Below are 26,127 nucleotides of genomic sequence, written 5' to 3'. Positions count from 1 at the left end.
TGAAGAGGAAAACGGGCTATTCCCTGATCGCAATATCATGTAAGTAAATTTTTGCATACTGAAAACGCCGCACCAGATCCACCCCTTCCGCGCCTGCAGAACATTGAGCATTCCCGGTGAAAACAACCGCAACGCCCCCCTCTTCCGCACGCAGGCGTGATGCCGCCGCCACCCGCACCCATATTCTGGATGCCGCCCGCGCCTCCTTCGCCAGAGACGGCTTTTCCGGCGCAAGGGTGGAGCGCATCGCCGCCAATGCCGGCACCAATGTGCAGATGCTCTACCGCTATTTCGGCAACAAGAACGGCCTGTATCGCGCGGTTCTGGAAGACACCTACACGCATATCCGCACGCTGGAACAGGGGCTGGACCTGACCGCCGCCCCCCCGCTGGAAGGATTGAGGCGGCTGGTGGAATTCACCTTCGATTATATGAACGATACGCCGGAATTCGTCGCCATCATCCGCAACGAGAACATGTCGGGCGCAACATTTGCGCGCGACATGCCGGAAATCCGCACCCGCGCGCAACCGCTCATGGACATGATCGAAGCGCTCTTGGAGCGTGGCGTGGCGGCGGGGATATTCACCATTCGCCCGCCTGCGATGGATCTCTATCTCACCATTCTGGCGCTGTGCATCACCCATGTCGCCCAGCGCGAGACGCTTTCGGTGCTGTTCGCGCAGGATCTTGGCGATGCCGCATGGCTCACCGGCCGCCGCGCGCAGGTGGCGGATGTGGTGTGCACCTGGCTCACCGCTCCGCGCAACTCCTCCTCTTTGCCCTGAAGCCCTGGATCCTCACATGCCCTCCCTTGACTGGACTGCCGGTTATGCCTCCCGCCGCCTGCCGGTATTCGGCAATAATGGCGTGAGCACCTCTCACCCGCTGGGCAGCCAGGCAGGGCTGCGCATGCTGCTGAAAGGGGGCAATGCGGTGGATGCCGCCATTGCCGCCGCCGCTGCCATGACCATTCTGGAGCCGAACAATAACGGCCTCGGCTCGGATGCCTTCTGCATTCTGTGGGATGGCCGGCAGCTGCATGGCCTCAATGCCTCTGGCCGCGCCCCGGCGGCATGGACGCCGGACTATTTCAAAAGCCGCTATGGCGCCGATGCCCGGCGCCCGCCCCAGCGCGGCTGGGATGCGGTGAGCGTGCCGGGCGCGGTTGGCGGCTGGGTCGCCCTCTGGGAGCGTTTCGGCCGCCTGCCCTTTGCCGATCTGCTGGAGCCGGCCATGGAGATTGCGGAGCACGGCTCGGCCGTGCCTCCTGTCATTCAGGCCAAATGGGCGGCGGCGGCCCGCCAGCCGGCCATTGCCGGCCAGCCCGGTTTTGCCGAAACCTTCCTGCCCCATGGCCGCGCCCCGGATGTGGGAGAGCGCTTCCGCCTGCCGGGCGCCGCGCGCACGCTGCGCGCCATTGCGGAAACAAAAGGGGAGGCTTTCTACCGGGGCGAGATTGCCGCCGCGCTGGAGGCGGCCGCCCGCACCCATGGGGCAGCGCTCACGGCCACGGATATGGCCGCCTGCGCCCCGGAATGGGTGCAGCCCGTCTCCCGCACCTATCGCGGCTATACCCTCCACGAGATTCCGCCGAACGGGCAAGGGCTCACCGCCCTCATGGCCCTTGGCATTCTCGGGCAGTTCGATCTTACCGCCCATGAGATGGATGGCGCGGATGCCCATCATCTGATGATCGAGGCGGTGAAGCTCGCCTTTGCCGATGTCTATCGCTATGTGGCCGATCCCGCATCCATGGAGCTGGATGCGGCAGACCTGCTGGATGACGCCTATCTCGCCCGGCGCGCCCGCCTGATCGACATGCGCCATGCCCGGCCCTTCGCCCCCGGAAACCCGGTGAAAGGCGGCACCATCTATATCTCCGCGGCCGATGCCTCTGGCATGATGGTGAGTTTCATCCAGAGCAATTTCAATGGCTTCGGCTCCGGCGTGGTGCTGCCGGAATGGGGGCTCTCGCTCCAGAACCGGGGCCATGGCTTCGTGCTGGACCCCGCCAGCCCCAATGTGGTGGCGCCGCGCAAGCGCCCCTTCCACACCATCATTCCCGGCTTCCTCACCCGCGCCGGCGCACCGGTGATGAGCTTTGGCGTGGTGGGCGCCAACATGCAGCCGCAGGGGCAGGTGCAGGTGCTCTCGCGCATGCTGGACCACGGGCTGAACCCGCAGGCCGCCTGCGATGCCCCGCGCTGGCGCTTCAATGCCGGGCTGGATCTGGATATCGAGGCCACCATGCCCCGCGCCACCCTCAGCGCCCTTGCCGCGCGCGGCCATGTGCTGAATGTGGATGCAAACCCTTATGAGAATTTCGGCGCCGGCCAGTTCATCTGGCGTCAGCCGGGTGATGATGCAGCCTATGTGCTGGCCAGCGACCCGCGCCGGGATGGACAGGCGGCAGCGTTCTGACCCACCCCTGATGCCAGACATGAAGAAGGCGCGCGGAACACTCACGCGCGCCTTCTTCATGCTGGATGCGGCCTACCGGCAGAGCGGATCAGCCATCAGACAGGTGATCTCACTTCAGCTCGTCCAGCAGCTTGTCGTAAAACTTGCAGGCGCCTTCAAGATCGCTGGTCATATTGGCCTGCGCTTCCTGGAGCTTGCTGGTCAGCTCGGCCATGCGGGAGGGGTCCTTCATCGCGATCTCCTGCACCTTCTGGGAGACTGCGGTCATCTTTTCCTCCAGCTCATCCTCCGTGCAGGCCAGTGCGGGGGTGGCGAAGGAAAACAGAAGGGCCACTGCAAGAATCTTCTTCACGAGATCACTCCTCTTTGGGGCAGACATATCCAGACGGACACTCCGCCTGAACATCGGGGCATGACACCCACAAACAAAGGCATGCCTGTGACTCCGCCCAAAAACCATGGGGATGCAGCCCGCCCCTGTGGACAGCGCCGGCGGACAAGAGCAGGCCGCCTGACAAAACATGAAGCATACTGCGCAATTTTAGAGCATGTTCAGGCTGGCGTCGCGCCCCTCATGAAAGGACACGATTTTCTTCATGGCCTCAATGAGTTGGGCCTGCTCTTGCGGGGAAAGCATCTCGACAGTCGCCCGATGGGCGCGCCGGGCGGCCTCCTCCATCCCGGCCAGAATGGCGCGCCCCTCATCCGTCAGACGGCAGCTCTGGGCGCGGCGATCCTCGGACGATGGGGCACGCCGCACGAAGCCGCGCGATTCCAGCCGTTTCAATGCCCCGGTGGTGGTGGTGCGGTCCAGCGCCACGGTGCGGGCAAGGGTGGTCTGGTCTGCCTCTTCCAGCGTATCGAGGGCCGATAGAAGACTGTATTGCACCGGCGTCACCGCGAAACTGCCGCACAGCTCAGAAAACAGGCTGACATGAATCTGGTGCACCCGCCGCGCCAGAAAGCCGGGGCGCTCAAAAAGCCCCCATGCCTCCCCTTCCCCACAATCCGGGGAAACAGCGCATCCTTTTGACATCTCGTCACTTTCCATCTGCTCTCCCCATCCACACCAGCGGTTCAGCGCGTCTTTCCCGTGAGCCGGAGCGCATTCTGGCACGCCATCTGCATCAGCAAATACGAAGCATACTTCGCATTTCCCGCAATGGAAATCGCACACAGCAGGATGGAGAGCCTTATGGCTGAACATGCAGGTTACGATACCCTCCTGAAAGGCGGGCGCCTTCTTTGCCCCGCCACGGATCTGGACGGCATTTACGATATTGCCGTACGGGACGGGCAGATCGCGGCGATAGAAAGGGATATTCCCCCCTCCGCCGCGCTGGAGACACTGGATGTGACCGGCAAGCTGGTGCTGCCGGGCATGATCGATACCCATGGCCACATCTACCAGTATGTCACCGGCCGTTTCGGCATGAACCCGGACATGGTGGGCGTGCATTCCGCTGTCACCACTGTGGTGGATCAGGGCGGGGCATCGTGCATGACCCTGCCCGGTTTCCGCAAGTTCATGGTGGAGCCCTCCCGGACCCGGGTCTATTCCTTCCTTTCCGCCTATCTGGTCGGCGGGCTGGAGGGCCACTATTACCCCAATCTCTACAGCCCCGAATGCGTGGATGTGGATGCAACCGTGCGCTCCGCCATCGCCAACCGTGATCTGGTGCGCGGCATCAAGGGCCATGCCGAAATCGGCGGGTTCGCGCGCTGGGGCATTGCCGTGATGGTGATGGCGGCGGAAATCGCCCGCCGTGCCGAAATCCCGCTCTATGTGCATTTCGGCACATTGTGGGGCCTGCCGGAGAGCGGGGCCAATGGCGAGGATGCCGATACCATTCTGGAGCGCGTCATTCCGCTGCTGAAGGAGGGGGACATTCTCGCCCACCCCTTCACCCGCCACCCCGGCGGCTTCATCAATCGTGATGGGGAAATCCATGATGTGATCAAGGCGGCGCTGGACCGGGGGCTGAAGATCGATGTGGGCCATGGCAGCCACTTTTCCTACCGTATCGCCAGAAAAGGCATCGCCGCCGGCGTTGTGCCCCACACTCTGGGCGCGGACATGCATGGCTACAACACCCATGTGCCCGCCCCCGCCGGCACCCCGGCAGAACATCCCGATGATGAGAACCACCCCTTTCTCGGCCAGGCGCGCTTCAGCCTCACCCAGGCCATGAGCTCCATGATGGCGCTGGGCCTGCCGCTGAGACAGGTGGTGGAGATGGTGACCGCCAATCCCGCGCGGATGCTGGGCCTGTCAGACCGTCTCGGGGCGCTGAAGGTGGGGTACACCGCCGACATCTCGGTGCTGGATGAAAACCATGGCCGCTTCATCCTGCGCGACAATGAGGACACAAGGGTGGAAACGGACAATCTGCTGACCCCCGCCTTCTGCCTGCGGGCCGGCACATATTACAGGGCGGATGCCCCCATCCTGCCCGCACCGGTGCCGGCATGAGCGCCGTCATCCCCCTGCCCCCGCAACGGGTCTGGGAGAAGCTCTCCCCGGACCAGCGGGATGGCGCCTATAACAACACTGCCGCGGTGGCCAACAGCGCGGCATGGGCTGCAACGCGCGATGCGGCGGCGGCGGCCTTCCGCAAGGCCCATCCCAAGGGGCTGGACGTGGCCTATGGCCCCGCCGAACGCCAGAAGATGGATATCTACCCGGCAGCAGACCCCGCCGCCCCCTGTCTCGTCTTCATTCATGGCGGCTATTGGCAGAAGAACAGCCGGGAGGTGTTCGCCCATTATGCCGCGGGGCTTCTGGCCCATGGCTGGTCGGTGGTCATGCCCGGCCATACGCTGGCGCCCGAGGCCCGGCTGACGGACATCGTCGCCGAGATCGGCAGCGCGCTGGATTTTCTGGCAATCAAAGGGCCGGCCCATGGGGTGGCGGGACCGCTGGTGGTGGGGGGCTGGTCTGCCGGCGCCCTGCTGGCGGTGCAGCATCTGCACCATCCGGCGGTGAGGGCCGGGCTGGCCATATCCGGCATCTATGAGCTGGGACCGCTGCGCGACACCTTTCTCAATGATGCCCTGAAGCTGGACAGCGCGGAAATTGCGGCCTTCTCACCCCTGCGTCAGGCCCCCTGCCAGAAACCGCTGCTGGTGAGCTATGGCGCCCTGGAGCTGCCCGCCCTGGTGCATGAATCGCGCACCCTTTCCGCCCACCGCACCACAGCCCGCGCGCCCGGCCGGCTGCTGCCGATTGCACAGGCCGACCATTTCTCCATTCTGGAAGAGCTGCGGCGGGCAGACGGGCAGATCACCCGCGCATTATGTGCGCTCCTGCCCGCGGGCGCGGCCTGACAGCTCCGGCATGGGCCTTGAGATGGTGGCGGGAGCCGCCATTTCATTAATATATAAATTCAGTAGAATTTATTGACTTAACAAAATCCGTGCTTTAATATTTTCATACATTTTAATTGTGTTAATTGGCATGGCGTGGGCAGGAAAGTTACAGCCACGGCATGGCCGTCTTCCCAGGTGCAGTATGAACGCGCATTCACCCCTTACCGCTTCTGAAACCGCGTCCTCATCCGCCCGGTCGCCCTCCTCCCCCGCACCCCTTTCCCCGTCCGCGCTTGCCTACCGGGCTGCCATGCGCAAGCTTGCCGGTGCCGTGAGCATTCTCACCGTCGGCACCGGGGAGCACCGCACGGGGCTGACAGCGACATCCCTCTCCTCGCTCTCGGTTGAGCCGCCGACCCTGATCATCGCGGTCAACCGCACCGCCTCGGCGCTCGAGGCTCTGGCCACGCACCGGCATTTCGCGATCAATGTGCTGCGCGCCCATCACCAGCCCCTTGCCGACCAGTTTGCCGGAAAGGATGGGCTGAAGGGACACCACCGCTATCAGGGTGCGGAATGGACACGGCTGGAAACCGGCGCGCCGGTGCTGGCCGATGCGCTCGCCTCCTTTGATTGCGAACTGGAAGAGGCCATTACCCGCCACTCCCATGTCATCGTTCTGGGGCGCGTTGTCGCCACCCGCGTCACGGAATCCGCGGAGCCCCTGCTCTATTGGGCGGGCGCCTATCGCAATCTCGTCGCCTGACAAGGGCAGACATCACCGGATACAGAAAAGGCGGGAACAATCCCGCCTTTTCCATGTCAGCTCATTATCAGGCCGCCGGGCGGTGGGGTGCAAGGCCGGCCTGCGCCTCGTCAATATTCACCACCAGATCCTCCAGCTCATCCTCCACCGGGATCTTGCCGGAGAGCACGTCCGCAAGGCGCGTTTCATCCAGCTCCCCTTCCCAGCGCGCCACGACGATGGTGGCGACGGCATTGCCGATGAAGTTGGTGAGCGCACGGCATTCGGACATGAAACGGTCAATGCCGAGAATGAGCGCCATGCCCGCCACCGGCACGGCAGGCACCACGGAGAGCGTCGCCGCCAGCGTGATGAAGCCCGCCCCGGTAATGCCCGCCGCACCCTTGGAAGAGAGCATCGCCACCAGCAGCAGCAGGATCTGGTCCCAGATGCTCAGATCGATGCCCGTGGCCTGCGCGATGAACAGCGCCGCCATGGTCATATAGATGTTGGTGCCATCCAGATTGAAGGAATAGCCGGTGGGAATGACAAGACCCACGACGGATTTGGAGCAGCCCGCCAGCTCCATCTTTTCCATCAGGCTGGGCAGGGCGGATTCGGAAGACGAGGTGCCCAGCACCAGCAGCAGCTCTTCCTTGATGTAGCGGATGAGCGCGATGATGGAAAAGCCATTGTAGCGCGCCACGGCCCCCAGAACGATCAGGATGAACAGCAGCGCCGTGACATAGAAGGTGACGATCAACAGCGCCAGATTGGCCACCGAGCTGATGCCATATTTGCCGATGGTGAAAGCCATGGCGCCGAATGCGCCGATGGGCGCGGCCTTCATCAGGATGGCGACAAGGCGGAACACGCCCTGGGCCAGGGAATCCAGCACCTTCATCAGCGGGTCGGCCTTCTCGCCCACGCCGGCCAGCGCAATGCCCAGCATCACCGAGAAGAACAGCACCTGAAGAATATCGCCGCTGGCGAAAGCCTCGGTCGGGGTCGAGGGAATGATGTGCATCAGGAAGCCGACGAGCGTCTGCTCATGTGCCTTGCTGGTGTAGTTGGCCACCGCCTGCGGGTCCAGCGTCGCCGGGTCGATGTTCAGACCCGCGCCCGGCTGCACCACATTGGCAACAATCATGCCGATGACGAGGGCGAAGGAGGAGAAAACGAAGAAATACAGCAGCGCCTTGCCCGCCACGCGCCCGACCTTGCCGAGATCGCGCATGCCGGCAATGCCGGAAACAACCGTGAGGAAGATGACCGGTGCGATGATCATCTTCACCAGCTTGATGAAGGCATCACCCAGCGGCTTCATGTCCGTGCCGACATCGGGGTAAAAATGTCCAAGCGCAATGCCTGCTATGATGGCGACGATGACCTGGAAATAGAGATGCTGCCACAGCTTGCGTGGCTTGCGGGGCACGGCGGCGACAGGAATGGAGGTTGCCATTGACGTTTCCTTCCTCCGGGACGCCGCGCCTCATTTGAGCGGGCAACGCGTCGACACCCGGATGGGTTGGGTGGATCAGAACCCGAGCTTGCACAGCGGGCCTCCACCCTGCGCAAGATCCATGCCAGACCCGGCGCCCATCACGTAATTTTTTAATGAACTGGAAAGCTTTCACTATTCCGAAGGCGGGCCGATCATGATCTCGACAAATTGTGTGGGATTTCGCACAATGCCACCACAGGTCGTGCGAGATTTCGCCCATTTTCCGCCAAGGTTGCTCCGTGCCTACACGCGCTTTGCCGCTCCGGCTTCGTCTTCTGGCCATGCTGCCGCGCCGCTGGCGCCAGCACATGGTGCTGGCCGGAACGGTGACGGCGATGCTTCTGGCCATTGCCACCATCGACCAGATCAGCATCCAGGTGACCCGCGCGCTGGTGCTGGACAAGATCAGGGCTGAAGCCTCGGCGGCCGCGGACCTGCGGGTGGCGATGCTGCGCAGCGAGATCGAGAAGCAGCGCTCCCTGCCCGTGGTGCTGGCGCAGGACCCGGACCTGCGCAGTGCCCTGACGGACCCGAACAGCACTGCGGTGGCCGCCCTCAACGCCAAGCTGGAAACACTCGCCAGGGCCACCCGCGCCAGCGTGATCTATCTGATGACCCCGGATGGCGACACCATCGCCGCCTCCAACTATCGACAGCCGGACAGCTTCATCGGCAACAGCTACAGCTTCCGCCCCTATTTCCAGCAGGCCCTTCACAAGGGCGAGGCCGAGCATTTCGCCCTTGGCACGGTGAGCCACCAGCCCGGCCTCTATCTGGCGCAGAGGGTGAACCGTGGCAAGAAGGTGCTGGGCGTCATCGTGGTCAAGACCGAGTTCGACGGCGTGGAGGCGGACTGGCGGCGGCAGAGCGAGCCCACCTTCATCACCGATGCCCGCGATATCGTGCTGGTGAGCAGCATTCCCCAATGGCTGTTCCACACCACGCACCCCATCCATGAGACGCTCAAGGCGGCCCTGCGCACCAGCCTGCAGTTTGGCAATGCGCCGCTGGACCTGCTGCCCATCACCCCGGCGGCCGATGGTGCGGTCGAGGCCATCGTGCCGCCCTCGAACAGGAAGCAGATGTTCATGGATGTGGTCGCGCCGGTGCCCACCACCGGCTGGAGCATGCATGTGCTGGCGCCTGTCTCCCCCACCCTGCACCTTGCCGAGGCCACCATTCATGCCCTTGTCCTTCTGGGCAGCGCGCTGGTGGTTGGCGGGGGCACCTTCCTGCTCTCGCGCCGCCAGAGGCTGGCCCATGAGCGCCGGCGCGAGCAACAGGTCATGCGGCATCTGGAGGCCCGTGTCGCGGAGCGCACGGCGGAGCTTCAGATCGCCAATGCACAGCTCCGCACGGAAATGGCCGCCCGCCGCCGCGCCCGTGAAGCGGCGGATGCGCTGCAGGATGAGCTGGTGCAGGCCAGCAAGCTGGCCATGCTGGGCCAGATCGCCGCCGGTGTCGCCCATGAGGTGAACCAGCCGGTGGCCGCCATCCGCGCCTTCTCGGACAATGCGCAAACCTTTCTGGAGCGCGGACAGGCGCAGGCGGCCCATGAGAACCTGAAAACCATTGGCGCGCTGACCGAGCGCATCGGCTCCATCACCAGCGAATTGCGGGCCTTCTCGCGCAAGGCGCCGCGGGAAGCCAGCAGCGTGAGCGTGCAGGATGTGATGGAGGGCGCGCTCCTGCTGGTGGGCCACCGCCTGCGCCTGCAGGGGGTGGATCTGCAGATGGACCTGCCCGCCGGGGCGGTGATGGTCAAATCGGACCGCATCCGGCTGGAACAGGTGGTGATCAATCTCTTCCAGAACGCCATGGAGGTTCTGGCGGACCGGAAGGATGCCCGCATCACCATCTCGGTTCAGGCGGCGGGAGAGCAGGTGCACATCACCTTTGCCGATAACGGGCCCGGCCTGCCGCCTGCCGTGATGGAAACGCTGTTCACCCCCTTCACCACCACCAAGCCCCACGGCCTCGGCCTCGGGCTGGTGATCTGCCATGACATCATCGCCGAATGCGGCGGCACCCTTGCCGTGCGCAATGAGGGCGGTGCCGTCTTCACCATCACCCTTCCGGGAGCCCCATGATGGATGTCGCCTTTATCGATGATGACCCGATCCTGCGCGCCGCCAATGTGCAGGCGCTGATGCTGGCGGGCCTGGATGTCGCCTCCTTTGGCTCGGCTGGCGCCGCGCTGGAGCGGCTCGACTCCGGCTTTCCCGGCGTGGTGGTCAGCGATGTGCGCATGCCCGGCATGGACGGGCTGACCCTGTTCCGCCATCTGAAAAGCATCGATCCCGGCCTGCCGGTGGTGCTCATCACCGGCCATGGGGACATTGCCATGGCGGTGGATGCCATGCGCGAGGGTGCCTATGATTTCCTTGCCAAGCCCTATCCCATGGAACGGCTTCTGGGCACGGTGCGCCATGCGCTGGAAAAGCGCCGTCTGGTGCTGGAAAACCGCGCCCTGCGCCAGCAGGCTGAAAATGCCGGGGAAAAGATGCCGCTCATCGGCGCCGCTCCGGTGATGGAGCGCCTCCGGCAGAGCATACGCCAGCTTGCCGATGCCGAGATCGATGTCCTCATCCAGGGCGAGACCGGCAGCGGCAAGGAGGTGGTGGCCAATGCCCTGCACCGCTGGAGCCCGCGCGCCAGCCACCCTCTGGTGGTGGTCAATTGCGGCGCCCTGCCGGAAACCATGATTGAAAGCGAGCTTTTCGGCCATGAGGCCGGGGCCTTCACCAGCGCCCAGAAGAGGCGCATCGGCCGTATCGAGCATGCCAATGGCGGCACGCTGTTTCTGGATGAGATCGAGGCCATGCCCATGGCCCTGCAGGTGAAGCTGCTGCGGGTACTGGAGGCGCGGGAGGTGATGCCGCTCGGAACCAATGAGGTGCGGCGGGTGGATATCCGCGTCGTCGCCGCGGCCAAGGTGGACCTGCATGAACTGGTGCGGCGGGGGGATTTCCGTGAGGATCTCTATTATCGCCTGCATGTGGCAACGCTCCACATCCCGCCCCTGCGGGAGCGGCGGGAGGATATTCCCCTGCTGTTCGGCCATTTTCTCACCGAGGCCGCCCGCCGCTTCCGTCGTGAGCCGCCCCTGCTCCCGCAGCAGGTGCGCCATCGCCTCGAAACCCATGAATGGCCGGGCAATGTGCGCGAGCTGGCCCATTTTGCCGAGCGTGTGGCCCTCGGTCTGGTGAGCGATCAGGACCGGGTGGACGGCCAGATGGCCACGCCCTCCCCCCTCTGCCTGCCGGAACGGATGGATGCCTTCGAGGCCGGGGAGATCCGCGCCGCCCTGGCCATGACCCAGGGTGATGTTCAGGCCGCAGTCCAGGCTCTCGGCATTCCCCGCAAGACCTTTTATGACAAGCTGCGCCGCCATAATATCGACCAGAATGCCTATCGGGCCGCAGCGAAAGTCAATGCCCCCACCTCCCCGTCCGGGATATAGAAAAGAGTTGCGAAACCCTCGGCCTGTGTTCTTTCACATGACACGCAGATGTGATACGCACCTGTGCGCTATTATCATCCTAGCTTGGGAAAAGACCTGCGACCATGCCGGACGAAGGCGACAGTACAAGCGATAGTCGAGACCGATTCTGGCTGACCTCTCCCTTTGGATGTCAGCCTGCCCCTTCCCTTTTCATTGATATGACGCAGATGCGCGCCTCGGATCCGTTCCGGGGCTTTTTGCGTTCGCTAGTTTCACTCTGACAGGCTGTCCCATGGAATTTCTTGCAGATCCGAACATCTGGGTCGGTCTTGTCACCCTGATCGTTCTTGAGGTTGTCCTTGGTATCGACAACCTCGTCTTCATCGCGATTCTGGCAGACAAGCTGCCCCCCCACCAGCGCAACAAGGCGCGCATTATCGGCCTGTCCTGCGCGCTTGTCATGCGCATCGCGCTGCTGTTCTCGATCTCATGGATCGTGACCCTCACCCAGCCGCTGTTCTCCGTCGCCGACATGTCCTTCTCGGGGCGCGATCTCATTCTCATCGTCGGTGGCGTGTTCCTTCTGGCCAAGGGCACGATGGAACTGCATGAGAGGCTGGAAGGCGCCCAGAAGCCGAAGGGCGGGCGCGTGGTCCATGCCGTTTTCTGGCAGGTGGTGGTCCAGATCGTCGTGCTCGACGCCGTGTTCTCGCTCGACAGCGTGATCACTGCCGTTGGCATGGTGAAGGAACTCTGGGTCATGATCGCGGCCGTCTGCATTGCCATGGCGGTGATGATGATGGCTTCCAAGCCGCTGATGACCTTCGTCTCGCGGCACCCCACCGTCATCATATTGTGCCTCGGCTTCCTGCTGATGATCGGCTTCTCGCTGGTGGTGGAAGGCTTCGGCTTCCATATCCCGAAGGGCTATCTCTATGCCGCCATCGGCTTCTCGGTGCTGATCGAGGCCGCCAACCAGTTCGGCCGGCACAATCGCGAGAAATACATCACCACCGGCGATCTGCGCGAGCGCACCTCGGAGGCGGTTCTGCGCCTGCTGGGCGGGCGCGTGGGCAGCGAGCCGTTGGGCGAAACGGTGGATGTGATCGCCGAACAGGCGGCCCAGGGCGACCTGTTCAACCCCAAGGAAAAGGAAATGATCCGCGGGGTGCTGGATCTGGGCGAGCGCCCTGTCAGCTCCATCATGTCGCCCCGCAACGAGGTGGAATGGCTGGACCTGAACGAAAGCCCGGAAGAGCTTCTGGCCGAAATCCGCACCCTCAATCACAGCCGGGTCGTTCTGGCGCGTGAACATGTGGACGAGTTCGTCGGTGTCGCCATCACCAAGGAGCTGCTCAACCTGATGATCGACGGCAAGCCGATCGACTGGGCCAAGGTGACCCGCCAGCCTGTGATCGTGCATGAGACCACCGATGTGCTGAAGGTGATGGAGCAGCTGCGCCGCTCACCCGTGCAGATGGCGATGATCGTGGACGAGCATGGCTCCCTGGAAGGCATCGCCACGCCGACCGACATTCTCGAAGCCATTGCCGGCGACTTCCCGGACGAGGACGAGGATGCCGCCCAGTTCCTGCAACAGGCAGATGGCACATGGCTGGTGGACGGCTTCATGGATGTGCGCCAGCTCTCCGGCCTGATCGAACACGATCTCGTTGATGATGCGGATCGCTATTCCACCCTTGGCGGCTATATCCTGACCGAGCTTGGCCACCTGCCGACGGAAGGGGAAACCTTCGAGGCGGATGGCCTGCGCTTCGAGATCCTCTCTCTGGACAAGCGCAGCGTGGGCAAGGTCCGCATTTCCGCTCTGGAAAGCCTTTTCTGAGGAGCGGGAGTGACAGGGCCGGTACATCTGCTTTCAACCGCCATGAAAGACCAGTTGTACCGGCCACACATATCGGGCAAATGAAACCTTGCCCATTCTGCAAGGAGATGGCCATGGCTGGTCAGTCCATTCGTGATGTCACGTTCCAGTTGCTTCGCGAACTCGGTGTCACCACGGTCTTTGGCAATCCGGGATCGACCGAGGAAACCTTCCTCAAGGACTTTCCCGCCGATTTCACCTATATCCAGACCTTGCAGGAGGCCTCCGCCGTGGCGGCGGCAGATGGCTATGCACAGGCCACCCGCAAGCCCGCTTTGGTGAATGTCCATACCTCCGCCGGCCTGTGCAACGGCATGAGCGGCATTCTCACCGCCGCCATGAACAGGACCCCGCTCATCATCACCGCCGGCAACCAGACCCGCGAGATGCTGCTGATGGAACCCTGGCTCACCAATGTGAAGCCCGCCCATCTGCCCGAGCCCTGGGCAAAATGGGCTTATGAGCCGGTGCGGGCGGAAGATGTGCCGGCCGCCTTCATGCGCGCCTATGCCATGGCGCTGCAGCCCCCGGCCGGGCCGGTCTTCCTCTCCATTCCGCTGGATGACTGGGACAAGCCAGCCACCGGCCCCGCCGTTGTGCGCACCGTGGCCTCACGCATCGGGCCTGATCCGGCGCGGATACAGGAATTTGCGGACGCCCTCTCGCAGGCGAAGAACCCGGCCCTCATCTATGGCGGCGCAATCGCCCGCGGGCAGGGCTGGAAACAGGCGATCGCACTGGCGGAAAAGCTGAATGCGGATGTCTGGTCGGCACCCGCCTGCGAGCGCCCGCCCATGCCGGAAACCCATCCGCTCTATATTGGCGGCCTGCCCTTCGCCACCGGCCCTCTGGCCGAGAAGCTCGAAGGCTATGATGTCGCCATCGTCATCGGCGCGCCGGTCTTCCGCTATTATCCCTATGTGCCCGGTCCCTATGTGCCGGAGGGCCTGCGCCTGCTGCACATTACCGATGACGCCGCCGAGGCCGGCCGCGCCCCGGTGGGAGAGAGCCTGCTGTGCGATGCCATTCTGGCGCTTGAGGAACTCACCAGCCGGGTTTCCGCGCGCCCGGCCAATCCCGGCCGCAAGGCGCGGATCGCGCACCGCATGGCGCCCCACCCGGCCTCCCATCCCGTCACGGAAGGCGAAGGCATTTCCGCGCTTGAGCTGTTCCAGACCCTGCGCCAGGCCCTGCCGCAAGAGACCGTTCTGGTGGAGGAATCCCCGTCCAATCTGGGAGACCTGCATACCGCATGGCCGGTGGAGCATGAGGATTCCTTCTACACCTTTGCCAGCGGCAGCCTCGGCTGGGGCTTGCCCGCCGCTGTCGGCATCGCCCTTGCGGAGCGCGAGAGCGGGCGCAACCGTCCGGTGCTCGCCATCATAGGCGATGGCTCGTTCCAGTATTCGATACAGGCGCTCTATACGGCGGCACGGCACAAGCTGCCCATCCTGTTCGTCGTGCCCTGCAATGGCGAATATGGAATCCTCAAATCCTTCGCCCTTCTGGAAAAGACCCCCGGCGTGCCGGGGCTCGACATTCCCGGTCTGGACATTGCGGCGCTGGGGCGTGGCTATGGATGCACCTCGCTGCGCGTGGACACGCTCGAAGGCGTGCAGGCGGCCTGCGCTGATGCCATCCGGCGCGAGGGGCCAACGGTGCTGGAAGTGCCCATCCTGCCTTCCATTCCCCCGCTGATCTGACCCCGGGCCTGCCCCGGTGATCTGACGCATCTCCCGCATTTGCGCCAGATCATACCATCAGATGCAAAGCGGACCTTTCCTTCCAATCATCACCCATAGCCGGGATGCAGATCCGGCAGAACATGTCCGGGAGTCTGCCCGGAACCGGATGGACTGATCTGCGCCATCCCGCACGAAAGGGAAAACCGCGTGACCGATTCCGCCAAGGCGCGCCCTCACCTTTCGGGCAAGACGACGCAGATTTCGCTTCCCGTCCTGTTTGCCAGCCTCATGGTGGCGGCCCTGTTCCTCTCCAGCTCCCTGCTCATCTGGCAGGGCTGGCAGGCATCGCAGCGCGCTCTGGTCCATTCGGCAGAGGCCATGACCCACAGCATGGGCCAGCTGGTGGATGAGCGTGCCCGCCATTTCCTGTCCACCGCCAGCAACACCCTGCACCGGCTGACGCATGATCCGCCACGGATCGGGCCGGATCTGGAACGGCGCAATCTGCGGGTGATGCATCTCATCAACGCCCTCAGAAGCACGCCGCTGATCTCGACGGTGTATGTGGCCTATGAGAATGGCGATTTCATCATCGCGCGCCAGCTTTCCGGCAAGGCGGCGCGAGAGAAGTATGGCGCCCCGCCACGGGCCGATTATCTCCTCAGCGTCCACACCCATTGGCCGGATGGAGAGGGGAAGCTGCTGCATTATTACTATGATGCTCAGATCCACTTTCTGGCCAAGAACACCGCCATCAGCGACAATTATGACCCGCGCGAGCGGGAGTGGTACCGGCAGGCCATGGTGCGCCCGGGCCAGTATCTGAGCAACCCCTACAGTTTCTTCAGCAACAACCAGATCGGCATCACCCTGAGCGAGAGGTCGAACCATGAGAATATCGTGGTCGGCCTTGACGCCAATCTCTCGGATCTGGATGCCCAGTTGCGGGACCTGCGCCCGACACCGCATGCCGAGTTCGCCATCGTGGCCGATGGCGCCGGGCTCATCGCCCGTACCATCGCCCTGCGCATGCCCGATCAGGGCGACCATGCCCCCGGCGCGTATCACAGCCCCTCCACGGGGCTGGAGGCGCTCTCCATACTCGACAAACACAATCCACCGCTCAACCAGGTCGTGCCTTTCGAGATGAATGGCGAGACATGGTTCGGCTCGCGCATTTCGCTCACCTCTCTGGGCCAGCGCAAGCTCAACATGCTCATCGCCATCCCGGATGATGACCTGACCTCCCAGATCCGCGACGACCTCTCGCAGATGACGATCAGCGCCATCATCATCACCATCTGCCTGATGGTTGCGAGCTGGTTCATCGGCAAATGGGTGGGCGGCAGCGTGGAACGTGTCACCCGCTATGCCCATCGCCTTTCAGGCTTCGACTTCTCGCCCTCGAACGATGCGCCGAGCCGGATCGCCGAATTCCAGCAGATGAACGAGGTTCTGGCAAAGATGAGTCAGGCGGTCCGCGCCTTTCTCTCCACCATGAACGCCATCGGCAGCGAACCGCGCACGGATCTGATGCTGGAAAAGGTGCTGCAGGAAACCGTGATGGCGACGGGCGGCATCTATGGCGCGGTCTATCTGCTGAACGAACAGGGAGACCAGCTGGAACTCAGCGCGGCGACGCAGGGTGCTGTCGCACCGGGGAGCCCGGTTCATTTTTCATATCCCCGCCTGCCCCGTGATGTGCTTCGCGCACCCCATCCCCTGATCGGCGAGCGGCTGGCCGGTGTCGCCCAGCTGTCGGTGCCGCTCAATGACCGGGAAGGCAAGCCCCTCGGCCTGCTGCTGCTGAACTACCCCTCCAACCAGCAGCACCGGCATGGAGAGTTCCGCGCCTTTGTCACCCAGCTCTCCGGCGCGCTGTCCGCGGCCATTGAAACCCGCAACCTGCTGGAAACACGCCGCCGCCTGTTTGATGGCTTCGTGCATTTGATTGCCGATGCGATTGACGCCAAGAGCCCCTATACCGGCAGCCATTGCCGCCGCGTGCCGGAACTCGCCATCATGATGGCGGACAGGATGAGCGCCGAGGGCCACAGCCCCTATGGCCCCTATCACCTCAGTGAGGCGGAGCGTTACGCCTTCCGGCTCGGCGCATGGCTGCACGATTGCGGCAAGATCACCAGCCCCGACCATATCATCGACAAGGCCACCAAGCTCGAAAGCGTTCATAACCGCATCCACGATATCCGCACCCGCTTCGAGGTGCTCTGGCGCGATGCAGAGATTGCCCATCTGCGGCGCATGATGGATGGCGCCAATCAGGCCGCCTCGCTGGAGCAGCGCGATGAGGAACAGGCCGCCCTTCAGGAGGATTTTGCCTTCATCGCCCGCTGCAATATTGGCGGCGAGTTCATGGAGGACGCGGATATCGAGCGCCTTTCGCAGATTGCCGAACGCGAGTGGATGCGCCACTTCAGCGATCGCATCGGCCTTTCACGCGAGGAGGAGGCGCGGCTCGGCAGCAGCCCCGAAATGCCGCTTCCCGCCCCCGAGCGTCTGCTGGCCGACAAGCCGGAGCACAGGATTGCATGGGACAGGAACCGCCCGCCCGTGGAGAAGAACGACCCGGACAATCATCTCGGCTTCGACATGGCGCTGCCGGCACTGGCCGAGAACCGGGGAGAACTGCACAATCTCACCATCCGGCGGGGCACCCTTGCACCCGAAGACCGCTTCCGCATCAATGACCATGTGGTGCAGACCTTCATCATGCTCAACACCCTGCCCTGGCCGGATGATCTGCGCCGGGTGCCGGAGATTGCCGCAACCCACCATGAGCGCATGGATGGCACCGGCTATCCCAGACGTCTGGATGCCAGCCGGCTGACGCTGGAGGACCGGGTGATGGCGATCGCCGATGTGTTTGAGGCGCTGACAGCCGCAGACAGGCCCTACAAACCGGCAAAACCGCTGACAGCCACCCTCGCCATCATGACCGGCATGGCCTGTGAGGGACATCTGGACCCGTTGCTGATGCGCTACTTCCTCGAAGCACGCATGTGGGAGAATTACGGAGCCCACTATCTGCGGCCGGAGCAGCGTGACGAGGTGGATATCGCAGCCCTTGTCAGCCGGCTTCCGCAGACCGCCCCACCTCCTCCGCAGCCCCAATAGGAGGGCGGATTTCCGGCCGACCAGAACAATGCGCCTGAAAATGCCCAGGTATTTTCAGGCGCAGAGCCGTATCAGGGGGAATGACGGCTGCCATGCAAAAGGCCGAAGCCCCTACCCGCAATAGGCCCCCACTGAAGCGGGGCAGCGCGGCCAGCGGCCAGCACCCTAGCAGCAGCGGAAGCCGCCCTTCCCGCTCTCGCCGAAACGGGCATTCTGCCGCTCGCGAAAGAATTCCTTGTAGGTCATCGGCTCCTGATCAGGATGCGTGCGCCGGATATGGGCGACATAGGTATCGTAATCAGGAATACCGACCATGAGTCGCGCGCCCTGACACACACATTTGCTGAAGGCGGCGATCCGCTCCCGCAGGGACGCCGGCGCCTCTTCCGTGAGAGATGGCTCAACCGTCTCCTGAGAGGGCTCAAGGCTGGCCGCGCCACCAAATGATTTCAGAACGGACATGGCATGTCTCCGGTCCCTGTTCGGCCAGACTATTTCGCCCGGCACCAAGCGGCAAGACATATGAGACCCGCCCGGCCTTCCGCCGGGCGGGTTCGTGATGATGATCAGCCGGGCAGCCTTCAGGCCGCGCGACCCGCCGGGGAGGAACCGGCCGCAGGTCCGTCAACCTCATGGGCTGTCCACCTGCGCGCCTTCAGCGCATTCCACGAACTGACGACGCCATAGATCATGATGCTGATAACCACGAGGACGAAGAAGCCCGCCAGTGCCGCATCGATGATGTCATTCCTGACGATCTGGTGCATCTGGTCCATCGTCTTGGCGGGGGCCAGAATCTCTCCACGGGCAATCGCGTCGCCAAACCGCTCCGCATGGGAGAGGAAGCCGATACGCGGATTGGGATGGAAGATCTTCTGCAGGCCAGCCGTCATGGTGCAGATGACGAGCCACACCATGGGCACGATGGTCACCCACGCATAACGCTCACGCTTCATGCGGAAGATGACGACCGTGCAGAGCATGAGCGCAATGGCGGCCAGCATCTGGTTGGCGATACCGAACAGCGGCCACAGCGTGTTCACGCCGCCGAGCGGATCGGTCACACCCTGGTACAGGAAGAAGCCCCACAGCGCCACGCACAGGCCGGTGGCCACGATATTGCTGGCCCATGAGGTGGTATCGCGCATCTTCGGCACCACAAGGCCCAGCAGGTCCTGCAGCATGAAGCGGCCCGCACGGGTACCCGCATCCACGGCGGTGAGGATGAAGAGTGCCTCGAACAGAATGGCGAAGTGGTACCAGAAAGCCATCATGGCCTTGCCACCCACCGCATTGGCGAAGATCTGCGCCATGCCGACAGCAAGGGTCGGTGCGCCGCCGGTGCGGGAGATGATGGTATGCTCGCCCACATCCGCCGCCACTTCGCGAATGGTGTCGGGTGTGATCGGGAAGCCCATGGCGGTTACCGCCGCGGCCGCGCTCTCCGGCGTGGTGCCGATGACGGCGCCCGGGCTGTTCATGGTGAAATACACGCCGGGATCAATGATGGAGGCGGCAATCAGCGCCATGATCGCGACGAAGGACTCCATCAGCATGCCGCCATAGCCGATATAGCGCACATCGACTTCATTCTCGATCAGCTTCGGCGTGGTGCCGGAGGAGATGAGCGAGTGGAAGCCGGAGACCGCGCCACAGGCAATGGTGATGAACAGGAACGGGAAGAGCGAACCCGACCACACCGGGCCGGTGCCATCCACGAACTTGGTCAGCGCCGGCATCTGCATCTGCGGCGCCACCGCGACAATGCCGAGCGCGAGGCAGATGATCGCGCCGATCTTCAGGAAGGTGGAGAGATAGTCACGCGGGGCCAGCAGCAGCCAGACCGGCAGGATGGAGGCGACGAAACCGTAGCCGATCAGCATCCATGTGAGTTCCACGCCCGTGAAGGTGAAGATGGCCGACCAGGTGGGGTCCTCGGCGACATTGCGGCCATAGACGATGGCCAGAATGAGCAGCACGAAGCCGATGACAGACACTTCCGAAATCGCGCCAGGCCGGAAATAGCGCGTGTACAACCCCATGAAGATCGCGATCGGAATGGTGCAGGCCACGGTGAAGGTGCCCCACGGGCTTTCCGCCAGCGCCTTGACCACGATCAGCGCGAGCACGGCCAGAATGATGACCATGATCATGAAGGCACCGATGAGCGCGATCACCCCCGGAACCGGCCCGAGCTCGGAGCGGATCAGCTCGCCCAGCGAGCGCCCGTCGCGCCGCATGGAGACGAACAGGACCATCGAGTCCTGCACCGCTCCGGCAATGACCACGCCGGCCAGAATCCACAAGGTGCCGGGCAGATAGCCCATCTGGGCCGCAAGCACCGGGCCGACCAGGGGGCCCGCGCCCGCAATGGCCGCGAAATGATGGCCGAACAGCACATGCCGCTGGGTGGGCACATAATCAAGGCCATCATTATGCCGCACCGCCGGAGTTGCGCGCCTGGCATCAAGCTGCATCACATTGCGGGCGATGAAAAGGCTATAGTAACGATATGCAATGAGGTAGACTGCGACAGCTACCGCAAGAATCCACAAGGCATTCACATTTTCGCCGCGTTGTGTTGCAATAACAGCGAAAGCGATAGCACCGAAGATACCAAGGACCGCCCACGGTCCGTGTCGGCGTATTGCGCCTGTCATGAGACATACTCCCTGAACGGATGGCGCACGCTTTTTTCTTCAGGCTGTTCCGCGCGCCAGAGCTGCCTTCCTAACGGAAAGCGCCAAACTCTCCGACACCTTTAAAGAACCGTCAACAACTTCTCTGGACTTATACTTTAGTCACATCTTGAATGCAGTGCATTCACTTGCGTTGTTGCATGGCAAAATATGCCGAGTGGCGGCCACATGATACCGCCATCTTTTTTCTCCGGCTGAATATTTCATAATGGATACAAGAGCTAACAATAATCACCAAAAAATGATACATTGCATCTCATATAAATACTTACCCTAGGTAATATGAAGCCCCCGCAGTACTGTTCGCGGTCGCAACACTGAGGACAACGGGCCGGGCATGTGCGGAGACGGGCCGTAAAACGGCCTCCATTCCGGCTCGAATCTCCGCGATGCCCCCGTTTCAGGATCGCGCCTGCGCATGTTCCGGCGCCACGGCGGCGCCGGAACAGCAGATGGCCGGCTCGCCCCTCACACCGCCAGCTGGGTATGCACCAGTTGCGCATAAAGCCCGCCGGCGGAAACCAGATCCTGATGCGCGCCCTGCTCGGCCACCCCCTCCGGGGTCACCACCACAATCCGGTCGGCACTGCGCACGGTGGAGAGGCGATGGGCGATAACCAGCGTTGTCCGCCCCCGGGCCAGCGCGGCCAGTGCCTGCTGGATTTCCCATTCCGTCGCCGCATCCAGTGCGGATGTGGCTTCATCCAGAATGAGAATGGCCGGGTCCTTCAGAAACATGCGCGCGATGGAAAGGCGCTGCTTCTGCCCGCCTGAAAGCTTCACACCCCGCTCGCCAATCACCGTATCGAGGCCCATCGGGAGGGATACGATCAAATCATCCAGCCGTGCCCGATGCGCCGCCGCGCGGATCTGCTCATCCGTTGCATCGAGGCAGCCATAGGCGATATTCTCGCGAATGGTGCCCGCGAACAGGAACACATCCTGCTGCACAATGCCGATGGCCTTGCGCAGGGAGGCCAGCGTCACATCACGCACATCCATGCCATCAATGGTGATGCGCCCGGAACTGACCTCATAGAAGCGCGGCAGAAGCGAGCACAGCGTGGTCTTCCCCGCACCGGAGGGGCCGACAAAGGCCACAGTCTCCCCTGCGGGAATATGCAGGGAGAAATTGCGCAGCACCGGCTTTTCGGCGCTATAGCCGAAGCTCACATTCTCATAGCATATCTCGCCGCGCACATGCCCGCTCTCCCCGCCAAGCACTCTTGCGCCGGGGCGGTCGGCAATATCCGGGTCCGTATTCAGGAATTCGAGATAGGAGCGGAACCCCGCCAGCCCCTTGGGATAGATCTCCACCACCGCGGCGATCTTCTCCAGCGGGCGGAAGAACACCCCCACCAGCAGCAGGAAGCTGACAAAGCCGCCATTCGAGAGTTCGCCACGAATGACGAACCAGGTGCCGGCAATCATCACCACCACCTGCGTGAAGCGCATGCCGATATAGCCCAGGGACATGTGGGCCGCCATCAGCTTGTAGGCCTCCAGCTTGGTTTGGCGATAACTGGCGTTCTCGCTGGCGAAGAGGGTGCGCTCATGGTCTTCATTGGCGAAGGCCTGCACCACGCGCATGCCGCCCACATTCTCCTCTATCCGCGCATTGAAAGCGCCGATGCGCTGGAACAGGGCCCGGAAATTCCGGGTCATGGCCGCGCCATAATAGGCGGTGGTCCAGCCCACGGCCGGCACGATGATGCAGGCGATGAGCGCCAGCGGCACATTGATATAGAGCATCAGCGCAAAGGCGCCGAGGAAGGTCATCACCGCCAGAAACACATCCTCCGGCCCGTGATGGGCCACCTCGCCCACCTCTTCCAGATTGCTGGTGAGGCGCGCCACCAGATGGCCTGTCTTATTGTTGTCGAAGAAGGAGAAGGAGAGTTTCTGCAGATGCTCGAAGGCCCGGGCGCGCATATCCGTTTCGATATTGATGCCCAGCATGTGGCCCCAATAGGTGACCACCACCATGAGGATGGTATTGAGAACATAGATGGCCAGCAGCACCAGCGCGGCCAGAAAAATATAGTTCCAGTCCTGTGCCGGCAGCAGATGGTCCACAAAGGCGGCCACCGCCATGGGAAAGCCCAGCTCCAGCAGGCCCGCAAGAATAGCGCAGGAAAAATCCAGAATGAAAAGCCCCTTATAGGGGGCATAATAGGCAAAGAACTGCTTCAGGGTATTCATCTCGGGCTGCTCATCATTCCCCGACATCCACGCCTTCATGACCAAGACGCCAATAGGCCGCGATGGAGGTGTTTTTCTTTTCAATGCCAAGGGTTTTTGTGGCGTGCTGGCGAAGACGGCGGGCGGTCGCCTGCTCACATCCGGCAAAGATTTGAGCAGACGCCATATCATCCGGGAACGTCACCTGCCGCAAGGCCTCTTCCAGCAGGGAGGAAAGGCCGGCAGGGGTATCGCCACGATGCAGCCAGCGCAAATCGAGCGTGGCGGCCGTGGGCAGATGCTGTTCCTCTTTCGGGCTGTCCACCTCGATACGCACCACGGCATGCGCATCCTTCGGCAGCTTTTCCAGCAGACGCGCGATTGCGGGCAGCGCGGTTTCATCGCCCATATAGAGTTGCCACGACCCCGGCTCAGGCGCGCCGCCGCCGGGGCCAAGCAGGCCCACAATATCGCCCGCCCGCGCATTGCGCGCCCATGTCGCACCCGGTGTGGATGCGCCGTCATGCAGGGCGACATCAATCCCCACCTCACCGCATGCCAGATCGACCGTGCGTACCGTATAGACCCGGGCGATGAGCGCATCCTCGCCCTTCGGCATCACCATCCGCCCGCCTTCATCGGCATGCGGCCATACGGGCGCGCGACCCTGCGGGGGAATGAGCACGCGCGCATGCAGGCCGGGTCCCTCGAAATGGGCGGCATCCCCCTTCAGCACCACACGTCGCATCAGCGGCGTCACATTCCATGCGCGCACCACCTGCATCTCGCGGAAGAAGGGCAGGCTGCGGGCGCCGGCATCATCGCCCTGCCAGATCAGGCCGGCGGGGGCCTTCCCGCCCATCCCCGCCAGCGCTTCGGCCAGCGCCATCTTGCCAAGGCTGAGCGCGGTGGAGGTCGGGGCCATGCAGGTCATCGCCAGACCATCCGCCCTGGGGCTGAGCGAAATGACACCGAACCGGGCATGGGTGAACTGCACATCCCCTGCCCGCTCCGTCACCTCGGCATAATCCGTGAAACGGGTGCGCAGGGCATCCAGGGCCTCTGCCGGATTGGGCAGGGACACGCTCGCCTCCGCCTTCAAGGATTCAGCCACGTGATGTTCCTCCCCTTTGCAGCAGCCAGATGAGATAGGGCCCGCCCACCAGTGCCGCGAAAAAGCCGACCGGAATCTGGTAGGGAAATGTCACCGTGCGGCCCAGCCAGTCCGCAAGCATCAGCAGGTCTGCGCCAATGATGGCGGAGGCGAACAGGAAAACGGGACCGCCCGAAAACCCTGCCAGCCGGGCCATGTGTGGGGCCAGCAGGCCCGCAAGGCTGAGAGGGCCGACGAAAAGGGTCGCCGCAGCTGTCATCAGGGCCGCGAGCACCGAGAGCACCAGGCGGCTCAGGCGCACCGGCACACCCAGGGCGCTGGCCACCGCCGGGCCAAGGGCGAGAAGATCGATCCACCGCCCCAGCCATGGCAATGGGGCAAGCAGCACCAGCACGCACAGGGTCAGCAACACGGCATCGGAGGCCACCACCCGGTCTGTGGAGCCGCTGAGCCAGCCCAGCAGGAGAAAGGTGTTCCAGCCCCCGGCGGCGTAAACGGCGGAGAGAAGGGCAAGGCACATGCAGCCCAGCGCCACGCCGGCCAGCAGCATCCTTTCCGGGCCAAAGCCGGTGCGCGCGCCCATGGCGAGAATGAACAGCAGCGCACCCAGCGCCCCCACGCCACTGGCCGCCATACGGATGCCCGTATCCGGCATATCAAAGAAGATGAGCGCGGCGGCAATGCCAACACCAGCCCCCGCCCCCACGCCCAGCACCTCCGGCCCCGCCAGCGGATTGCCCGTGAGGCGCTGCATCAGTGCGCCGGCAACCCCGAGCAGGGCCCCGGCCGCGGCCGCCACCACCGTGCGGGGCGCACGAAACGGCATCAGCTCGGCCAGGATCCGCCCGGTGGCGAACGACCATCCATCCGGCCCCGCACCCAGAGAAAGCACGACAAAACCCAGCACCACCCCTGCCCCGGCCAGCATGACGAGCGCCCGCCATGGATGCCCGAGCCGCCGGGCATGAGAGGCGGAAACCGGGGCGGGCGGGGTGATGGACTTCACACGGGGCAACAGCCACAGCAACAAGGGCCCACCCAGCAGGCCGACCATTGCGCCGGTGGGAATCAGGTCTCCGCTTTCACCCGCGCTCACCTGCACCAGTCCATCCGCAACCGCCAGCAGAACCGCGCCAATCAGCGGCGCCTTCAGCAGCATCTCCTTCGGCGTGCGTGCACCGGAAAGGCGGGCAAAGGCCGGCGCGGCAAGGCCGATGAAGCCGATGACGCCCACCTCCGCGATCACGCTCGCGGCCAGCCACACGCCAATGGCAATGATGCCAGAGCGCAGCGCCAGCAGCGCCACGCCGAGGCTGCGCGCGCCCACATCATCCAGCGCCAGCATGGCCAGCGGGCGAAGCAGAAATGCCGCAAGGCCGGCGCAGATCACAAGACGCGTGCCGATGGTGATCGCGCCCTGCCAGTTCTGCTGATGGAGGGAACCGCCACCCCAGATGAAAACGGAAAGCACATATTCGCCCTGCGCCAGCACAATGGCCGCGCTGGCTGCCCCGGCCATGAGCGAGACTGTCATGCCCGCCACCACCACCGTGACGGGATCAAGCCCCCGTCTCCAGCTCAGGGCCAGCACGATGAGCACCGCCGCCGCGCCACCGGCCAGCGCCACGCCTTCGCGCGACCATGCCAACAGCGCCGGTGCGAAAGCCAGTGCCACGGTGAGCGCAAGCTGGGCGCCGGCCGCAATGCCAAGGGTGGAAGGGTCTGCAATCGGGTTGCGCAGAACGCGCTGCAACAAAGCCCCGGAAAGCCCCAGCGCCGCACCGGCCAGAATGGCTGTCACCATGCGCGGCAACAGCCCGTGCCACAGCAGGGCCGCCTCCAGCGCGCGCATGGTTTCCGCATCACCGGAAAGGGCCGGCTGCCGCAGCAGGGCCGTGAGGAACAGCACCAGCGCGAAGATGCCCAGCGCCCACCACAGGCCATTCGTGCCACGCCGTGTATCGGGGGAGGATTGCGGGGCAGAAGGCAGGCTCATCTCAC

At 63.6% G+C, this 26,127-nt stretch carries 18 protein-coding genes; 10 read left to right on the top strand and 8 right to left on the bottom strand.

Annotation, left to right across the window (positions count from 1 at the left end):
- Window positions 1-116: 116 nt before the first annotated feature.
- Together ACT6QG_RS05750 and ACT6QG_RS05745 are read left to right on the top strand one after the other, a co-directional pair.
- Window positions 117-788: a TetR/AcrR family transcriptional regulator gene (locus tag ACT6QG_RS05750; RefSeq protein ID WP_444976616.1), complete on the top strand. Its 672-nt coding sequence runs from the start codon at window positions 117-119 to the stop codon at window positions 786-788.
- Window positions 789-804: 16 nt separating this feature from the next.
- Entirely contained in the window at window positions 805-2,424 is a 1,620-nt protein-coding gene (locus ACT6QG_RS05745) for a gamma-glutamyltransferase family protein (RefSeq protein WP_444976615.1), read from the top strand.
- A gap of 109 nt (window positions 2,425-2,533) precedes the next feature.
- Here ACT6QG_RS05745 and ACT6QG_RS05740 read toward each other — a convergent pair whose 3' ends face one another.
- Entirely contained in the window at window positions 2,534-2,776 is a 243-nt protein-coding gene (locus ACT6QG_RS05740; protein ID WP_444976614.1) for a hypothetical protein, read from the bottom strand.
- Window positions 2,777-2,965: 189 nt separating this feature from the next.
- The gene (locus ACT6QG_RS05735; RefSeq protein WP_444976613.1) at window positions 2,966-3,460 is read right to left on the bottom strand and encodes a MarR family winged helix-turn-helix transcriptional regulator; all 495 of its coding nucleotides are present in this window, start codon (window positions 3,458-3,460) and stop codon (window positions 2,966-2,968) included.
- Between the two features lie 159 nt (window positions 3,461-3,619).
- On the opposite strand from ACT6QG_RS05735, the gene ACT6QG_RS05730 reads away from it, so the two are divergent.
- The 3 genes from ACT6QG_RS05730 to ACT6QG_RS05720 all read left to right on the top strand — a co-directional run bounded on the left by ACT6QG_RS05730 (window position 3,620) and on the right by ACT6QG_RS05720 (window position 6,499).
- On the top strand, window positions 3,620-4,897 hold the full coding sequence (locus ACT6QG_RS05730) for an amidohydrolase/deacetylase family metallohydrolase (protein WP_444976612.1): 1,278 nt from the start codon (window positions 3,620-3,622) through the stop codon (window positions 4,895-4,897).
- Window positions 4,894-5,751, top strand: a complete 858-nt coding sequence (locus ACT6QG_RS05725) for an alpha/beta hydrolase (protein ID WP_444976611.1) — start codon at window positions 4,894-4,896, stop codon at window positions 5,749-5,751. Before ACT6QG_RS05730 ends, ACT6QG_RS05725 begins: the two co-directional genes overlap by 4 nt.
- 292 nt (window positions 5,752-6,043) lie before the next feature.
- Complete coding sequence (locus ACT6QG_RS05720) at window positions 6,044-6,499, top strand: flavin reductase family protein (protein WP_444976610.1); 456 nt, start codon at window positions 6,044-6,046, stop codon at window positions 6,497-6,499.
- Between the two features lie 67 nt (window positions 6,500-6,566).
- On the opposite strand, the gene ACT6QG_RS05715 is transcribed toward ACT6QG_RS05720, so the two are convergent.
- The gene (locus tag ACT6QG_RS05715) at window positions 6,567-7,940 is read right to left on the bottom strand and encodes a dicarboxylate/amino acid:cation symporter (protein ID WP_444976609.1); all 1,374 of its coding nucleotides are present in this window, start codon (window positions 7,938-7,940) and stop codon (window positions 6,567-6,569) included.
- 281 nt (window positions 7,941-8,221) lie between these two features.
- On the opposite strand from ACT6QG_RS05715, the gene ACT6QG_RS05710 reads away from it, so the two are divergent.
- The 5 genes from ACT6QG_RS05710 to ACT6QG_RS05690 all read left to right on the top strand — a co-directional run bounded on the left by ACT6QG_RS05710 (window position 8,222) and on the right by ACT6QG_RS05690 (window position 18,132).
- Complete coding sequence (locus tag ACT6QG_RS05710) at window positions 8,222-10,072, top strand: sensor histidine kinase (protein ID WP_444976608.1); 1,851 nt, start codon at window positions 8,222-8,224, stop codon at window positions 10,070-10,072.
- On the top strand, window positions 10,072-11,445 hold the full coding sequence (locus ACT6QG_RS05705; RefSeq protein WP_444976891.1) for a sigma-54-dependent transcriptional regulator: 1,374 nt from the start codon (window positions 10,072-10,074) through the stop codon (window positions 11,443-11,445). Before ACT6QG_RS05710 ends, ACT6QG_RS05705 begins: the two co-directional genes overlap by 1 nt.
- Window positions 11,446-11,719: 274 nt before the next feature.
- Window positions 11,720-13,273, top strand: coding sequence for a TerC family protein (locus tag ACT6QG_RS05700; RefSeq protein WP_444976607.1), 1,554 nt, complete (start codon window positions 11,720-11,722; stop codon window positions 13,271-13,273).
- Between the two features lie 113 nt (window positions 13,274-13,386).
- Window positions 13,387-15,015 (top strand): benzoylformate decarboxylase, encoded by a 1,629-nt coding sequence (gene mdlC, locus ACT6QG_RS05695; protein ID WP_444976606.1) that lies wholly within the window; start codon window positions 13,387-13,389, stop codon window positions 15,013-15,015.
- 189 nt (window positions 15,016-15,204) lie between these two features.
- A complete protein-coding gene (locus ACT6QG_RS05690) occupies window positions 15,205-18,132 on the top strand; it encodes an HD domain-containing phosphohydrolase (protein ID WP_444976605.1) in 2,928 nt (975 codons plus the stop codon).
- Between the two features lie 165 nt (window positions 18,133-18,297).
- On the opposite strand, the gene ACT6QG_RS05685 is transcribed toward ACT6QG_RS05690, so the two are convergent.
- From ACT6QG_RS05685 to fhuB, 5 genes are all read right to left on the bottom strand, one after another.
- Window positions 18,298-18,501, bottom strand: a complete 204-nt coding sequence (locus ACT6QG_RS05685; RefSeq protein WP_444976890.1) for a YbdD/YjiX family protein — start codon at window positions 18,499-18,501, stop codon at window positions 18,298-18,300.
- 212 nt (window positions 18,502-18,713) lie between these two features.
- A complete protein-coding gene (locus tag ACT6QG_RS05680; RefSeq protein WP_444976604.1) occupies window positions 18,714-20,792 on the bottom strand; it encodes a carbon starvation CstA family protein in 2,079 nt (692 codons plus the stop codon).
- 507 nt (window positions 20,793-21,299) lie between these two features.
- Complete coding sequence (locus ACT6QG_RS05675; RefSeq protein WP_444976603.1) at window positions 21,300-23,060, bottom strand: ABC transporter ATP-binding protein; 1,761 nt, start codon at window positions 23,058-23,060, stop codon at window positions 21,300-21,302.
- Entirely contained in the window at window positions 23,047-24,126 is a 1,080-nt protein-coding gene (locus ACT6QG_RS05670; RefSeq protein ID WP_444976602.1) for an SIP domain-containing protein, read from the bottom strand. Before ACT6QG_RS05670 ends, ACT6QG_RS05675 begins: the two co-directional genes overlap by 14 nt.
- Complete coding sequence (gene fhuB / locus ACT6QG_RS05665; RefSeq protein ID WP_444976889.1) at window positions 24,119-26,122, bottom strand: Fe(3+)-hydroxamate ABC transporter permease FhuB; 2,004 nt, start codon at window positions 26,120-26,122, stop codon at window positions 24,119-24,121. The genes ACT6QG_RS05670 and fhuB overlap by 8 nt, the downstream gene beginning before the upstream one ends.
- Between the last annotated feature and the right edge of the window lie 5 nt (window positions 26,123-26,127).

Source organism: Haloleucobacter ellipsoideus (genome assembly GCF_052491725.1).
This window is presented reverse-complemented; position numbering and strand designations above follow the sequence as displayed.